The organism is Enterococcus mundtii (genome assembly GCF_002947535.1).
GTDB lineage: Bacteria > Bacillota > Bacilli > Lactobacillales > Enterococcaceae > Enterococcus_B > Enterococcus_B mundtii_B.
On record NZ_PUAP01000021.1, the window covers coordinates 120,393 to 135,293 of the forward strand.

General features: G+C 38.9%; 16 protein-coding genes. 4 read left to right on the forward strand and 12 right to left on the reverse strand.

Annotation, left to right across the window (positions count from 1 at the left end):
- Positions 1 to 16: 16 nt before the first annotated feature.
- On the forward strand, positions 17 to 178 hold the full coding sequence (locus tag CUS89_RS16075; RefSeq protein ID WP_181055182.1) for a hypothetical protein: 162 nt from the start codon (positions 17 to 19) through the stop codon (positions 176 to 178).
- Positions 179 to 321: 143 nt separating this feature from the next.
- Here CUS89_RS16075 and CUS89_RS06990 read toward each other — a convergent pair whose 3' ends face one another.
- The 3 genes from CUS89_RS06990 to rpmG all read right to left on the reverse strand — a co-directional run bounded on the left by CUS89_RS06990 (position 322) and on the right by rpmG (position 1,729).
- The gene (locus tag CUS89_RS06990) at positions 322 to 1,215 is read right to left on the reverse strand and encodes a helix-turn-helix domain-containing protein (RefSeq protein WP_104871577.1); all 894 of its coding nucleotides are present in this window, start codon (positions 1,213 to 1,215) and stop codon (positions 322 to 324) included.
- Positions 1,216 to 1,388: 173 nt separating this feature from the next.
- Positions 1,389 to 1,559, reverse strand: coding sequence for a preprotein translocase subunit SecE (gene secE / locus CUS89_RS06995; RefSeq protein WP_010734269.1), 171 nt, complete (start codon positions 1,557 to 1,559; stop codon positions 1,389 to 1,391).
- A 17-nt stretch (positions 1,560 to 1,576) separates the two neighbouring features.
- Entirely contained in the window at positions 1,577 to 1,729 is a 153-nt protein-coding gene (rpmG, locus tag CUS89_RS07000; protein WP_005878997.1) for a 50S ribosomal protein L33, read from the reverse strand.
- 158 nt (positions 1,730 to 1,887) lie between these two features.
- Between rpmG and cbpA the strand changes: the two genes are divergently transcribed.
- Entirely contained in the window at positions 1,888 to 2,532 is a 645-nt protein-coding gene (gene cbpA, locus CUS89_RS07005; protein WP_104871578.1) for a cyclic di-AMP binding protein CbpA, read from the forward strand.
- A gap of 124 nt (positions 2,533 to 2,656) precedes the next feature.
- Here cbpA and CUS89_RS07010 read toward each other — a convergent pair whose 3' ends face one another.
- The gene (locus tag CUS89_RS07010) at positions 2,657 to 3,160 is read right to left on the reverse strand and encodes a QueT transporter family protein (protein WP_065096665.1); all 504 of its coding nucleotides are present in this window, start codon (positions 3,158 to 3,160) and stop codon (positions 2,657 to 2,659) included.
- Positions 3,161 to 3,859: 699 nt separating this feature from the next.
- Between CUS89_RS07010 and CUS89_RS07015 the strand changes: the two genes are divergently transcribed.
- Positions 3,860 to 4,864 (forward strand): diacylglycerol/lipid kinase family protein, encoded by a 1,005-nt coding sequence (locus CUS89_RS07015; RefSeq protein WP_104871579.1) that lies wholly within the window; start codon positions 3,860 to 3,862, stop codon positions 4,862 to 4,864.
- Between the two features lie 118 nt (positions 4,865 to 4,982).
- On the opposite strand, the gene recD2 is transcribed toward CUS89_RS07015, so the two are convergent.
- The 4 genes from recD2 to CUS89_RS07035 all read right to left on the reverse strand — a co-directional run bounded on the left by recD2 (position 4,983) and on the right by CUS89_RS07035 (position 10,110).
- Positions 4,983 to 7,529, reverse strand: coding sequence for an SF1B family DNA helicase RecD2 (recD2, locus tag CUS89_RS07020; RefSeq protein ID WP_104871580.1), 2,547 nt, complete (start codon positions 7,527 to 7,529; stop codon positions 4,983 to 4,985).
- An 18-nt stretch (positions 7,530 to 7,547) separates the two neighbouring features.
- Positions 7,548 to 8,201 carry a histidine phosphatase family protein gene (locus tag CUS89_RS07025; RefSeq protein WP_104871581.1) on the reverse strand — a complete coding sequence of 218 codons (654 nt, stop codon included), beginning with the start codon at positions 8,199 to 8,201 and terminating at the stop codon, positions 7,548 to 7,550.
- Positions 8,202 to 8,519: 318 nt separating this feature from the next.
- A complete protein-coding gene (trmL, locus tag CUS89_RS07030; RefSeq protein ID WP_065096662.1) occupies positions 8,520 to 9,023 on the reverse strand; it encodes a tRNA (uridine(34)/cytosine(34)/5-carboxymethylaminomethyluridine(34)-2'-O)-methyltransferase TrmL in 504 nt (167 codons plus the stop codon).
- Between the two features lie 229 nt (positions 9,024 to 9,252).
- Positions 9,253 to 10,110, reverse strand: coding sequence for a methyltransferase domain-containing protein (locus CUS89_RS07035; protein WP_104871582.1), 858 nt, complete (start codon positions 10,108 to 10,110; stop codon positions 9,253 to 9,255).
- A gap of 193 nt (positions 10,111 to 10,303) precedes the next feature.
- Here CUS89_RS07035 and CUS89_RS07040 point away from each other — a divergent pair, with 193 nt between their 5' ends.
- Positions 10,304 to 10,945 carry a copper homeostasis protein CutC gene (locus CUS89_RS07040; protein ID WP_104871583.1) on the forward strand — a complete coding sequence of 214 codons (642 nt, stop codon included), beginning with the start codon at positions 10,304 to 10,306 and terminating at the stop codon, positions 10,943 to 10,945.
- 188 nt (positions 10,946 to 11,133) lie between these two features.
- On the opposite strand, the gene mgtE is transcribed toward CUS89_RS07040, so the two are convergent.
- From mgtE to CUS89_RS07060, 4 genes are read right to left on the reverse strand one after another with little or no spacing between them, the layout of a single operon-like run.
- Positions 11,134 to 12,495: a magnesium transporter gene (gene mgtE / locus CUS89_RS07045; RefSeq protein ID WP_071866467.1), complete on the reverse strand. Its 1,362-nt coding sequence runs from the start codon at positions 12,493 to 12,495 to the stop codon at positions 11,134 to 11,136.
- A 17-nt stretch (positions 12,496 to 12,512) separates the two neighbouring features.
- The gene (locus tag CUS89_RS07050; protein ID WP_065096659.1) at positions 12,513 to 13,412 is read right to left on the reverse strand and encodes an RluA family pseudouridine synthase; all 900 of its coding nucleotides are present in this window, start codon (positions 13,410 to 13,412) and stop codon (positions 12,513 to 12,515) included.
- Positions 13,413 to 13,414: 2 nt separating this feature from the next.
- Positions 13,415 to 14,212, reverse strand: coding sequence for an NAD kinase (locus CUS89_RS07055; protein WP_010734258.1), 798 nt, complete (start codon positions 14,210 to 14,212; stop codon positions 13,415 to 13,417).
- Positions 14,190 to 14,894, reverse strand: a complete 705-nt coding sequence (locus CUS89_RS07060) for a GTP pyrophosphokinase (RefSeq protein WP_019722324.1) — start codon at positions 14,892 to 14,894, stop codon at positions 14,190 to 14,192. The genes CUS89_RS07055 and CUS89_RS07060 overlap by 23 nt, the downstream gene beginning before the upstream one ends.
- Positions 14,895 to 14,901: the final 7 nt, after the last annotated feature.

A 14,901-nucleotide genomic window follows, 5' to 3' on the forward strand; every position in this document is an offset into this window, starting at 1 on the left:
GAGAGGAGGTATCCCGATGGAAACAATAAGACAACTCATTGCAACGATTTTTGATTGGTTAGATTCTCTCGCACTGATTCTCTCCTGTATCACTGTTTTCTTTTTAAGCTTAAAAGTCTCGTCCTTGGAAAAAGAAGTAAAGATACTAAAGGATACTTATGAGAACCATTCCAAATAATAGTCACATTGCATGATTCAAATCAGTACATATCTACATTTCCAGATAGTCCGAACAGTTCAAACTCTCCCTTAATAAGCCAACAAAAAACGAAAAGATAGCAAACTTTTTGGTTTTTGTTGGCTTCTAAGAAATTTTTTACCTCATATGTTAAAAATATGTTCAATCTCGTATTGTGCTTCAAATCTATGTAAATCAGCTAAAAATTCATTCTTTAACTTGCTCGTTCCAATCAATTCTAATCCCTTAATAAAATCCTTTATTTTTTTCCTGACAGCCTCTCCTTCGATGTGCGCAAGTAAAAGTTGATAAAACCGGTGATATATTTCAGTTTCTCGCTGAAAAATAATTCTGCGTCGAGTCTCAAATAGTTTTTCCAAATAATACTTAGCTAATTTTAGCTCTTCTCTTTCAATCATCAGTAAAAACACATTATTATAAATACCTGATAATATGGAATGGAAGATCTCAAACTCTCCATTTCTCATCACATTTTTTTCTACTTCTTTCAACCGCTGTTTAATGTAACTTGTTTCAAATAAATAGAGGAGACTAGCAAAGGTCGTCATTTCAAATCTTCCCCACTCATCGATTTTCTCTAAATAATCAGATAATCTTTTCAGATAATTAGTATCTTTTTTATTTAATTTTTTTACACCATCGATCCCCTCATACCACTTATAAGTTTTGACAGCAAGATAATTTCTTATGACGACTAAATCATCTGAGTATTCTACTTCTTGGGCTAGTTTTTTTAATTGATAATTGACTGCACCACTATTTTTTTCTAGATTCCGGAACATTTTCTTCAAACTCAAATTTTTTTGAGATACCTTATCTCCATCAAGATAAAACATGAATTCATCGATCGTCATATTCAATCGTTCTAATAATTCTAAAAAGACTAATAATGGTAGATGATTTTTCCCATTCTCATATTTAGCTAACGTTTCCCGCGAAACAATTCCATGCGCTAGTTTTTTTTGAGAGATGCCTCTATCAACACGCATTTTTTTTAATAATTCATGAACTTCCATCATTCCCACCTTACTTATCAATTAATGGATTCGTTATTTGTTAAATTATTCACAATTATATCTTTACATTGCCAAACCTTTCTCTAATAAATAAGTGACAGATAAAAAAATAGAGCTTCCAATTGATTGATAATCATGGATAGCTCGCCTTTTATTTAGATAAACTCATTGAATTATTGCAAGATCCATGCAAACAGACTTTGGATCGCTGTATCCATCACGAAAAACATTAGTCCGAAGATGATCGATGTTTCGATAACGACTAGTGTATCTTTACGTAATTGTTTTTTACTTGACCAAGTCACTTGTTTCATTTCATCTTTTACACTTTTAAGAAATTTCATCGTAAGCCTCCTCCTTGTTATTTTGTCTCTTTATGTAATGTGTATTGATTACAATATTTACAAAATTTGTTGATTTCCAAACGCTCGCCGCTTTTTCCTTCACTAATCGACTTAGTATAGTTTCGAGAACCACAAACGGAACATGCTAATGCCGCTTTTTTCTTTGCCATCCGTTTCCCCTCCTCACTGAAAACCAAATTTATACCATACTACATTATCATGTAAATTATTTTATGTCAATTAGTGATCGTACGCTCTACTGTTTTTATTTTAGTTATGATATGATTACTTAAAGGATTTTAAAAATGAACAATCTGGAGGTATGACTATGCTATTAAAAACTCTTGTTTACAAGAAAAAAGATTTGACTACCGTCTCTGAGACAAGCAACTTGGAAGAAGCATTAGAAATTTTAGAAACATCCGGTTACCGTTGTGTACCGATTCTTGATACTTCCGGGAATATTTTCCGTGGAAATATTTATAAAATGCACATCTATCGTCACAAAGCAAATGGCGGCGATATGACTTTACCGGTCACTCATCTATTGAAAAACGCAACAAAATTCATTTATTTAGATACCTCTTTCTTTAAAGTATTCTTTACGATCAAAGAGCTGCCATACATCGCTGTACTTGATAGCCAAAACCATTTCTATGGGATTTTGACACACAGTACATTGCTTGGTATGTTGTCTCAGTCTTGGAGCGTAGAACAAGGAAGCTACGTCTTGACGATTGCTTCGACAGGTAAACAAGGTGACTTAGCGGCGATTTCAAAGATCATCGCAAAATATAGTAGCATTGCTAGTTGTATCACTTTAGATATCGAAAAAGATGAATACATCCGTCGTACCTTGATCACTCTACCTGCGCATACAGAAAAAAGTGTCTGTGATTCGATCGTCAATCACTTAGAAAAGAAAAATTACAAAGTGATCGAAATTGAAAACTTACAAGATTCTGATAAATAAAAACCTGTTTAGTGGTTGATATTTACTAACTATTTTTCGAAAAATCATATTTCAAAAAAGCCAGAAATCCCAAAATCATTTAAGACTTTTGGAATTCCTGGCTTTTTTACTCGATTAAAAACAATCATACACGATCGTTGAATTTCACTGCTTGGTCTAGATAATACATCAATGGCGCAGAAACAGCCATCACGATAAATTCACTTAACGCAAGTGTACCATAGGTTGTCCAAAACGCTTGACCGCCAGTTGGTACTAACATATAAGCAATCATAAACATACTGATTGTAAAGAACGCTGTATTTAATGCTAAGCGCACTTTGACATTTTTCACTTTATTTTGGATAAGTGCCGTTAGTCCTAATGCAAGTAGTGTTTGACCACCACCGAAAATCACATCCATAACACCAAAACCATAAATGGCATTATAAACGATCACGCCACCTAAGACACCCCATAATAATTTTCGATTGAATACAACTAAATGATTCAAACTTTCTGAAATACGAAATTGGATTGGTCCTGAAGATACAGGTGCTACCAAAATCGTTAACGCTAGATATAATGCCATGATCAGCCCATTAACAACGACTACCATCAGTCGTTGCCTACTCTTTGTTCTCTCCATATTCTATTCCTCATTTCTCCTAGTTTTGTTAATGCGGGATGGTCGACGAACCGCAAGGCGTATTATAACATAACAATTCTAGATTACAACCTTCCCTCTATACACCCATTTCAGCATTTTTACCTTAACTTGAAAAGATTGTTATAAAAAATAAAAGAAGTAAAAACAAGCAAGACACCTCGATTAGTTAGTGCAAGACCTTACTGAACAGCATCGTTGAGAGATTGGGGCTTGATAGATAAAGGAATCGCGCTCTTTTTATCAAAAAAATGGGTGCCAGCGTTGACTAACACTTCCCAGACAATTCTTCGTTTCTATCTTTTACCTACGTTTTTTCGTTTGTTCTTTATTGTATTTTCTAACTTAACTTCTTTTTCATTTCCCCAAACCTCTGCTATAATAACCAAGATTGTAATTCTTTTGACAATAATGACGAGGTGCTTTGTTGAACCTTCACTGGTTGACTCTATTAGAAAACCAACCGCTTATAGTGAGAAGATTTAGTGAAGCATCGTTGATCTATTTACATGACTAAAACCACAAGTATTCACAGCTGTTGATTAAATCTGACACTGCTTGCTCTCCTTTTGACTATGTCGCCTTGCTATCGTATGCCAATGAGAACTCATGAAGGAGCCCGACAAGACTTGTTTTCTCAACTCAAGTACTCGATACTTTGGTGCATTCCAGGAGGAAAAAATGAATTTTCATTATCACCTATTAATCAACCAAGCTGCTGGTAGCGGAAATGGAAAGAAAACAGCAGATAAGATTTTACCAATTTTTGAAAAAAAGAAACTTTCCTATACGGTTCACTATAGTGAATACAAAGGACACGATACACTTATAGCCGAACGCTTAGCCAAAGAAACCCTCATTGAATGGGGAGAGGATATAAATGCTGATACTATCGGATGGTACCCGCTTCTCATCGTTATTGGTGGAGATGGTACACTACATCAGGTTCTAAATACGTTTCATCATTTATGCGTCTCGTTTCCTGTCGGTTTCATACCAGCCGGTTCGGGCAATGACTTTGCTCGTGGGATTGGGTTAAGTAGAGATCCAGAAAAAGCTTTAGAAACGATTTTAGCAACCAAAGAACCACAAAAAATCAATGTGTTGCATTATGAAGAAAAAGTAAACGATCGCGAAGGGTTGGCACTCAATAATTTTGGGATCGGGTTAGACGCAGCAATCGTTCATGCTACGAATCATTCCAATGCAAAAAAACGATTGAATAAGTATAATTTAGGCTCGCTTTCTTATATTTTTTCTTTACTGTATGTTCTTTTCTCACAAAAAGGCTTTCCGATTCTTGTAGATATCGGTGGGAAACGTGTGAATTTTAAAAAAGCCTTTCTATGTACAGCAACCAATCATCCCTATTTCGGTGGAGGAGTGTCGATTGTTCCTACCGCGGATGTAACCAAACCGACGATCGATTTCGTGGTTGTCGAACGAGTAAATCTATTTAAAATTGCTTGGTTGCTCCTTTTGTTATTACAGAAGAAGCAAATGCAATCAAAGTATTTCCATCACTATACAACGAGCAAACTTAGAATTGTTTCTACTATTCCCCAATATGGTCAAGAAGATGGAGAAGATTTAGAAAAACAATCGTTTGATTTACAACTAACAAATAACACACAGTTATTGTGGTGTGAAAAAATAGTAATGAGCGAAGAACAGCCAACCTCTTGATCCATGTATGCTTTTCTGGTGGATCGTCTACCATTCCAATGAAAAGCCACCCGAAACGATAGCGTTTCGGGTGGCTTTTTTTGGCTGATGCTTCATACTTCCAACTTACGTTTCCTATTTATGGTCGGATGTTTTCCATACCAATCATCGGATCAATCCATTGCTGTTCCACAGCTTCGGTTGTGAGAATATAGTTTTCAGGTAATTTTGGCATTTCAGCTTCTTTCACTTCATTTTTTTCTTCTTCAACAGCAAAAAGCGAAACTTCCTGTGCTTGATCAGTTACCTCTTTACGGTCCTCTATTTGTTTTGTTGGCTCAGTTACTTGTTCAATGACTGCCGAATACGTTCCTTCTTCAAATGGATCATCACCTGTCAAGGAATCTTCATAGGCGGCTAATTTCGTACGTAGATTAAGGGTCATTTCATTGTCTTCGATCCGCTTTTTCAGTGTCGTCAATCGAACAGCGGATTCGTTTTTTGCGCAAGTCAAATACGCTTGCTCTTCCCCTAACAAAATCAATAATTCCTTACTACGAGTAACCGCTGTATACAATAGATTTCGTTGAAGCATTCGCTGGTATTGATGGACCATCGGCAAAATCACCATCTTAAACTCGCTACCTTGGGATTTATGGATCGAGCAACAATAAGACAGGGTGATCTTATTCCATTCATTTCGTTTGTAACTCACTTCATTGGCATCAAATTGGATGACAAGTTCGTCCACTTTATCTTCCGAATCTTTCGCTAAGATGATCCCTGTGATCACTCCCATGTCACCATTGAACACATTCAATTCTGGCGTGTTGACCAAATGGAGTACTTTATCTCCGATTCGATAAACTGTATCATTCCAGTGAACTTCTTTCCGATTCCCACCGCCTGGATTGAAAATATTTTGCATCATTTTATTCAAGGCATCGATACCAGCGGCACCGCGATACATCGGTGCCAACACTTGAATATCTTGTGCAGTAAATCCTTTGTTTTTCGCCTTTTCCACGATTTTAGAAATCAATGGTTCGATTTGGTACGCATCACTTGCAAAGAAAGAGCGATCCTTTTGATTTTTCGTAAAATCTGCTGGCAATCTTCCTTCTTTGATCTCATGAGCCAAAGGAATGATACTTGAGCCATCGCCTTGACGATAGATCTGATTCAATTCGATTTTAGGGATTTGATCGATTTCTAATAGATCATGCAAGACTTGCCCAGGACCTACTGATGGTAGCTGATCCTTGTCGCCTACTAAGATCACTTGCATATTCGTAGGGATCGCCTTGAACAGTGTATTGGCCAACCATGTATCAACCATCGACATTTCATCGACGATCAATAAGCCACCGTCTAATTCCTTCGTACTGATCGAAGGGGTTTTCTCACGACCATTCAAACCTAAAAGCCGGTGGATCGTACTAGCTGGCAAGCCAGTCGTTTCATTCATCCGTTTAGCAGCCCGTCCTGTAGGTGCAGCTAAGAGGATCGGAAAAATCTCTTGGGTATATTTCGTCGGATCAAGATCTAAGCCGTTTAACTCTGCAAACAGATGAACGATGCCATTGATCACTGTAGTTTTTCCAGTTCCTGGACCACCAGTCAAGATAAATAGTGGTGAGCGAATCGCTTCAGAAATCGCTTCTTCTTGTGAATCCCCATACTGGATACCAAACATTTTCTCAATTCGTCGAATATTCTTTTTAATTTCCTTTGGTTCGTACTTGATTTCCTTTTTTCGACTCAGCAAGCGTTGGATCGAATTACCGATCCCCCATTCAGAAAAATACAAACTATTTTCATATAGATTCGTTTCTTCTTGTTGGATCTTTCCCTCTTCCACTAACTGAATAATGACAGTCGCTACTTGATCCGGTTCGATTTCGATTGGACGACTTGATTCCAAGATTTTGATCGTCTGCTGCAACAAAGATTCAGCAGGAACATAAGTATCACCGGTTTGGATCGCCTGTTGGAAAATCTGGTGCAAGATTGCTGCTCTGATCCTTCTTGGCGAGTCAGCAGCAATACCGATCTGTTCCGCTAAATTGTCTGCACGTTTAAAGCCGATTCCTTCAATCTCTTCCACTAATTGGTAAGGATTTTCTTGAATGATATCCAACGCTTCATTTTTGTAAGCTTGATAGATACTGAAGGCTAATTGACTACCAAATCCATAGCGGTTCAACCCCATGATCACTTGATCCATTCCATGATTCAAACGGATCGTTTCAGCAATCATCTCTCTTTTGGGCTTCGTTAAACCTGAAATCTGTTGCAATTGTGAAGGATCTTCGATGATTTTTTCAATCGCATCTTCACCAAGCAGTTCTACTATCTTCTCTGCGGTTTTCTTTCCAATACCGGGAAACTTGTCACTTGATAGGTAGTTGACGATTCCGTTGGCTGTCGTTGGCTTTTCCTGTTCGTAACGCTCTACCTTCAACTGTCTGCCATATTTGGGATGATCAACTAGCTCACCATAAAAACGATACACTTCGTTCTCTTGGATATCGCCAAAACTACCAGTTGCGACAATTTCTTTTTCCCGATAATCAACACTTGTTTCACTGACTTGGATGAGCAATACTTTATAAAAATTACTAGGATTTTGAAAAAAGATAGCGGCAACTGTGCCGACAAAATAAGGCATTTCTTCTGGCTCCATCGAGGCCGCCTCCTTTATTTATAGTAAAGGCTCTGGCTGTCCATTACCTAAAAAATCCACCTGATTCCATACTTTAAGATCATATGGTAACAGATTGTTTGGTTCTCCTGTTTCTAAAATCGTCAAGCTACTATTGAATAGACCGCCCATTTCTCGTAGCTGACTTAATTCTTTACCAGTCATCCACTGGATCGCAGCAGTTAGAGAGGCACCATGCCCTACAAATAGAATAGGCCCTTGATGTTGACAGACTGCATCTGCAACAACTGCTTCGATCCGCGTGATTGCTTCGGTGATCGGCTCTCCTTCAAAAGGTGTTGGATCATATTTATCTAAATGATTTCGCAAATTAGGTAAGTTCTCTGGAAACTTTTTGTACATCTCTTCGATCGACTGTCCTTCCAGTTTTCCTAAACCTAGTTCTCTTAATTTATCTGTATAAATGATTTCTGTCGGATGCTTTAATTCTTGATTGATCCCTTTTGCTGTATCTCTTGCACGTTTTGCTGTACTGCAATAAATAGCTTCAAAAGGAACAGACTTGACCATTTGGCCGAATGCTTTGATTTCCTCATAACTTTGAGGTAACAACGGTGAGTCTCCTTGGCTCCCTTGAAAGCGTCTTTCAAGATTCCATTCCGTTTTACCATGTCTTGTAAAGTATAGTTCCATAGATGTTAGACTCCTCACTCCGTACTTGTATATATACTATCATATAGGATTTTCCCGTTGGACCGTGTAGATAAGCTTGTTTCTAAAAAATAGAGGCTTGCGCCAATTGAACATCGCTAAAAATCGATTGTAAAAAAACTGTGCTGTCCTTTATGTAGTCTTGTTTTCGATCAGCAATATCCACGTACTTCATCCACACCCTTGATAAAGAATGTGAAAAAGGAAGCTCCTACTCTATCAAAATGAAGGTTGAGCAATCAGAGTGCCTATTTTCTCAACTTCGCTTTCTTATAGGAGCATAACTTCTCTTCACAACCTTTAGTCTAGCTTATCATTTTCGTAATGATGTGTTAACTCTAAATTTGGGAAACCTTGTTGGCGCAATGCTTCATACACGATCATTGCTGCTGTATTCGATAGATTCAATGAACGGACGTGCGTGTCATTCATTGGGATACGTAAGCATTTTTCTTCATGCTCGCGCATAAATGATTCCGGTAACCCAGTTGTCTCTTTCCCAAACAAAAAGAAATGCTCTTCGCCATCTGCAAAGTCTTCATCACTGTATACTTTATTCGCAAATTTGGAGATCAAATGTAATTTTCTCTCGCCTAAATATGTCATAAAAGCTGGTAGATCTGCATGATACGTGATATCTACATCATGCCAATAATCAAGACCCGCTCGTTTTAGCTGTTTATCATCTGTTGAAAATCCTAGTGGTTCGATCAAATGTAACGGCGTGTTGGTCGCTGCACATGTTCGTGCAATATTTCCTGTGTTCGCTGGAATCAAAGGTTCAAATAAAACGATGTGGTTCATACTATCCATCCTCTCATGTATATGTGAAATCAATTTTAGCTTAAATCTTGATTTTTGCATAAAAAAAAACGTATCAACTCGGTGTCAGTCACTGCGAGTCGTTACGTTAGTGAAGCTCTTTTCACTATCTTTTATCAGAACAGGAACCTGATAAAAACCAATGAAAAAACAACTTGTTGCTACTATATCACCATTAAACGCTTTTTGCAACCTTAACTCTATAATATTCTTATTGGAATCGTTTTCTCTTATTTCCTTTTAACAATTCTACGTCAATTGTAATTTTTCTAAGAGGTTCTTTCATCAGAGCCTCTTTTATTTCTTTTGCTACTTGCCATTCCAGTGGCGACATTGCCAAGAGATCACGGCGATTTTCTTCAGGAATCGTAAATTCATACGTCACACGTTGACGTTCCACTGACGCCATTGATTCCATGAATTTGTCAACAACACGTTCATTAGAATAATGGTGTTTTTCTGGCTGATCTGGATAAAAAGCCTGGCGTAATTCTTTTAAATAGCCTGATTGCGGAACGACTTTTAACACCATACCGTCATCTGCAAGTACTCGCTGAAACTCTTGATAGTGAGAAGGCGAGAAAATATTCAATATCGCCGAAAATCGTTGATCTGCAAAAGGCAAATTGGTTAAATCCGCGACACACCAAAATGCTTGCATCGGCTGTTCCGTGGCTGCATAGACGCCTTCTTTCGCGATATCAAAGCCGATTGCTTGTTTTAGTGGTTGTAATTGATCGATGGCCGTCAAAAAACTCCCTTCTCCACAACCGACATCTAGGACGGTCGCATCATCTGGTAGATGCTGAGCTAACTGTTCGATCAATGGTTGATACATCCCTGATTGGATCATTCGTCTTCTTGGAGCAAACATATCTTGATCATATTCGGTTTTGATTGCGTGAGATAAAAAATACAACGTTCCCTTTTTAGATAAATCAAAACGATGATTCTTTTGGCAAATAAGCCCATTCGTGGTCGATAAAAAGGATTCTTGACATAACGGGCAACGGAACATTTGGGCATTCTCTGATAAAAATAGTCGACTCTGGTCTATTTTCTTTAACATAGTGATTATTCATTCCTTTAAAATACGTAGTGAGATAGTCATATAAAGATAAAAAAACTTCTCTAAAAACATTCGTCATCTGATGTTGCCTATCATGCTATCTCCTTCATCTTACCGTTTGACGAACGCTTTAGCAACTGTAAAAACTATGGTATAATTTCAAAAAAAGAAGGCAAAACAAAGGAGCAAGAATATGATCAAAGAATTTTGTGCGGAGAATTATACATCGATCCCGTTAGCCATCGCAAATGGAGCCAACCGGATCGAATTATGTGACAACCTAGCAGTAGGTGGCACTACACCAAGTACCGGTGTCATTGAAGAAGTATTGAGCTATGCTAATGAAAAAAGCGTACCTGTTATGACGATCATCCGACCACGTGGTGGCGATTTTGTTTATAATGATATCGAATTGAAAATCATGCACACTGACTTGATTGAAGCCAAAAAACTAGGAACTGACGGTGTAGTGATCGGTTGCTTGACTCCTTCTGGATGGTTAGATGAAGAAGCACTGGAAGTCTTGATCGACTCCGCAGAAGGCTTACAGATCACCTTCCACATGGCGTTTGATGCGATTCCTCAAGAACGTCAATACGAAGCCATCGATTGGTTGGTTGAACATGGCGTTCATCGTATCTTGACACATGGCGGGGTTGCCGGTACAAACATCGAAGACAATTTTGCGCACTTAAAACAGTTGATCGCTCATGCAGACGGACGAATCATCATTTTACCTGGTGGTGGCATCACTTCAGAAAACGCACAAGTAGTTGCGGATGCTTTAGAAGTCCACGAAGTCCACGGTACCAAAATCGTTCCTTTATCTGAATAAACAAAAATAAGAGGTCGGGACAGAAGTGTTCAGCCTCGAGAAATAAGGCGCCATCCACGAAAATTGTTCTTCAAATTTTTGTGGATGGCGCCTTATTTCCGAAGAGGTTACTTCTGTTCTCGCCGTTTATTCGGTTTTAGGTAGTACAAGAGGACTAATGTCCCAAACACTATTTTAACTCTATTTTCTTACATAAAATACCCCATAAACAACGAAGCGATATTGAAATAGATCAATACACTGGTCAAGTCACTCAAGGTCGTAATAAATGGCCCACTGGCAACGGCAGGGTCAAAGCCTAAACGATCCATCAACATCGGGATCAAACTTCCCGCAAGATTTGCCACTGTGATCGCAAATAGCATCGCAATACCGATTACAAAGCCGAGAATAAAGTTCTGTTTCCAAAATCCTACGATCAAGAAGATCGTTAGACCAGTTACAGCACCAGTCACTAAACCTGTCAGCACTTCTGCCACGATCAAGCGAACAAATCCTTGGTCTTTTTCATCCGAAATCGCTAAGCGACGTACAGCGACCGCTAACGATTGTGTACCGGCGTTTCCAGCCGTCCCTGTGATCAAAGAAATAAAGACAGCTAAAATACTTGCTTCACTGACCAATTCTTCATAATGGCTGATCAAAGAGGCAGTCGACATACCTAAAAATAATAAAGTGATCAACCAAGGTAAGCGTCGAGAAGCTGATTTCACTGGATTCTCATTGATTTCTTCGACGTTGACCCCCGCTAGTCCAGAATAGTCACTCGCTGCTTCATCATCGATAACGTCGATGATATCATCAACAGTCACGATCCCTAATAAATGATCATCATAATCCGTGACAGGCAATGCAAGAAAGTCGTAGTCACGGAAAGTTTGCGCCACGTCTTCTTGGTCGTCGCCTACGTGAACAGACAGTACCCGTTCACTCATCAAATCAGAGATCATCGCATCATCATCATTGACGATCAAGTCACGCAACGAGATAACCCCAACGAGTTGATTGTCCTGATTGACTACATAAATGTAATAAATCGTTTCTGCCACATCTGCTTCATTTTTCAAGACATACATCGCCGAACGAACAGTTTGATTCGCAACGATCGAAATAAATTCGGTCGTCATGATCGCCCCAGCCGTTTCATCTTCATAATGCAAGAGGTCTTTGATCTCACTCGCATCTTCTGCTGTCATCAAACTAAGATATTTCGCCACTTGTTTCTTATCTAAAGTATTCAACAAATCGACCGCGTTATCGGTATACATCTCTGAGAGCATTTCCGCGGCATAACTAGGACGCATTTCTGCTAAATATTCCTTCATATATTCGTTATCTTCTTCAATGACATCGAACATATCCGCCAATTCCTTTGGCGAAAGATAGGTATAAATCTGTTGACGATCTGCTTCCTTAAGGGATTGATAGAATTGCCCCTGTTCGTAGATATGCATCTCCAAGAAGTTATTTCTAAAATCCTGAATATTGTTTTCTCTTAGATCTTGAGCTAACTGGGCAAATCTTTCCTCTAATTCTTGATTTTCGTCCAAACCAATCTCACCTCACCTTAATCTTCAAATCGTTTCACTATTGTTGCCATATCTTTTGCTAAAGGCTGTTTGAATTCTAATAATTTTTCTGTAAATGGATGATAAAACCGTAAGTCATAACAATGCAAGGCCTGTCTAGCTATGCCTAGATCCATTCTTCCCCCATACATGTCATCGCCTAAAAGAGGACACCCGATCGCAGAAAAATGCACTCTGATCTGATGTGTGCGTCCCGTATGCAATTGGATATCAACGAGTGCAATCTCTGCTGACCTGTTCTCCAACCAGTATTCCGTCTGCGCACTCTTCCCCGTAGAAGATACTTTACGTTTTAATAATGATGTCATATCACGAGCAATTGGTAAATCGATCTGCCCATGCACGTTCAACTTATCCACATCACCGCTGACTAAAGCTTGATATTTTTTGACGAACTTCTTTTCACGAAGCTGTACGTCCAATTTTGCATGAGCAAAGCCATGCTTTGCAAAAAGCATCAATCCTGAAGTATCACGATCCAGTCTAGTCACTACATGGATCACCTGATTTTCATAGCCTTGTTGTTTATAATAAGCTTTTACTCGATTCGCCATCGTACCGTTAGGATGGTACTGTGCCGGTATCGAGGATATTCCAGCTGGTTTATTGACGACTAAGATATGATCGTCCTCATAAACGATCACGATCGGCGTTTCGTCTAACAGAACCGTTTCGTGCTCGCCTTCTGCTGGGATCACAATGGTTACCTTATCATTTTGAGTCAAAGAAAACAAGACGTTCTCAACCTGATCATTGACCATGATCGTGCCGCCTTGAAACTTGACTTTCGCTAGTAGTCCCTTGGAGATTCCTTTTTCTTTCAAAAAATATTTCACTTGTTGCGCTTGCTCTTTTTCATAGATCCATGTGAACTCCATTGCTAAACCTCACCAATAAAGGCATCTTTGACACGGTGCCAAAAATGCATATGTCGATAAGAAGCAAAGTGGATTCTTTCTTCTGCGATGCGATAATAAATGGCTCGTATATTATTTTTTGAAACGTCCAATTGATCGATCGTCACCAAATAATCGGCGGTATTCTCTAAACGGATCTCCACCCATTCATCTTGAGCAATGACCATCGGCGCACCTAGCGTACGAAAAACGCGGTTATTCAATGAAGCTATCTCTGCTAATTGAAACGCATTGATACTTGGATGGATCACAGCCCCACCAACACTCTTATTATACGCAGTCGATCCTGTAGGCGTAGACAACGCCAAACCATCACCACGGAAGCTTTCAAATAGTTCGTTCTTGATATATACATCTGCTACCATCGTTCGGTTAGAACGCTTGATCGTTGACTCATTCAAAGCAAAAAAATGTTGATCAGGTTTATCATCTAAATAGCTGATTCGAACATCTAACAATGGGTAGCTGACACTTTGTTCACGATTGGTTTTCAGGCTATCGACTAGTTCTTCTAATTCATAGTCTCGCCAGTCCGTATAAAAGCCTAAATGACCTGTATGGACGCCTAAAAAGCGCACATCGTTCAAAGCATGGCTAAATTGATGGAACGCGGCTAAAAGCGTCCCATCCCCGCCAACTGAAATCACTAACTCTGGTTGTTGATCATCGATCTTGATATTTGCTTGAGCCAAAAGATTTTTCAATCGTTCGGTGACTGCTAATGTTTTTGGTTCCTTGTTATGAACGATCGCTACCTTCATCTTTTGCCTCCTCATGTTTATTCTCTTGATTGATCAATGAGCGATAATAGGCATCTTCAGATTTGCCTCTGCCATGTGAGAATAACCGTTGTGCTTCTTGGATCTCTTCACGGATATTCGACATTTCTTCGTCGAGTTGATACGCGGCTTCTGCTGCACGTTGTAATCGTTCACTCATTTCTTCCGGAAATACACCTTGGTATTTATAATTCAACGAATGTTCGATCGTTGCCCAAAAGTTCATCGCTAACGTTCGAATTTGAATTTCTGCTAAGATCTTCTTTTCACCACTGATCAATTGGACTGGATATTCGATCACTAAATGATACGAGCGATACCCACTCGCTTTTTTATTGGTGATATAATCTCGCTCCTGTAATACTTTCATATCTTTTCGGTTACGGATGATCTCAACCACCTGATGGATATCTTCTACAAATTGACACATGATTCTTAGCCCAGCAATATCTGACATTTCTTCCTCTAAACGCGCCATTGGGATATGACGCAATTGAGACTTGGTAACGATGCTTTCTACCGGTTTGACCCGCCCCGTCACAAACTCGATTGGGACATGGCGATTTTGTTCTCTAAATTGTTTACGTATTCCTCTTAGTTTTACTTTTAATTCTGATACTGTTTGTTCGTAAGGTGCTAAAAACTCTTCCCAGTCTCGTTCCATAATCTAT